Annotated in this window: 1 protein-coding gene and 1 pseudogene; both read right to left on the minus strand. The window is 42.9% G+C overall.

Annotated features, from left to right (window positions below; genetic code table 11):
* Positions 1-215, minus strand: a pseudogene (locus tag R7E78_RS28120) (TVP38/TMEM64 family protein); the annotation flags it as partial.
* 206 nt (positions 216-421) lie between these two features.
* A partial coding sequence (locus tag R7E78_RS28125; protein ID WP_318058885.1) for a TfoX/Sxy family protein occupies positions 422-611 on the minus strand: 190 nt, incomplete at its 5' end.

The raw sequence follows: 611 nt of genomic DNA on the forward strand, positions 1-611 counted from the left end.
GTAACCACTGCTGCTCCGGGAATAGAAAATGCGGTAATCGCAACATACGCTAAAAAATACACTGTGGCGGCATAGACGATGTTGGCTTCGATGAATGAATTGAGCGCTTCTTGCTGCGCTTTTGCGTTTTCAAGCGTTAGATATTGACCAAAATTAGCGCCTAACAAAAGAATGGTGGCAACAAGTATCAGTCCAAAGATAAGTTTTTTATTCATGTGTGCTCCGTTTCTATATCTAGGCTACCGCTTAAAGTATTCATACTGAATATTGTTTTAACAATCTCGTTATCGAAACTAAGTCGTGGCGCTGAAGATACGGGTGTTTTGGGATTTACAAAGGAGTAGACACGAGGGGAGCTAAAAAAATTTCATAAAAAAACCGCAGTTCACACTGCGGCTTTAGTCGATAGATTAGACTTCTGTTACGAAAGGCCATTCATTAATTCTTCGCGACGAGACTGGGGAACCACACTCCAGTGTGTGCCGTTAATAGCACCTTCTAAGGCCCAAAGTAGCTCAAGGCTAACTGTGGTGGAGTGCGTGTCTCTGATCGCTTTATAAGCACTTAGTGCGCCTTCTTCTTCAAGTTGAGCAACAGAATCAATACCCGCT

The organism is Vibrio sp. YT-19(2023) (assembly GCF_033337395.1).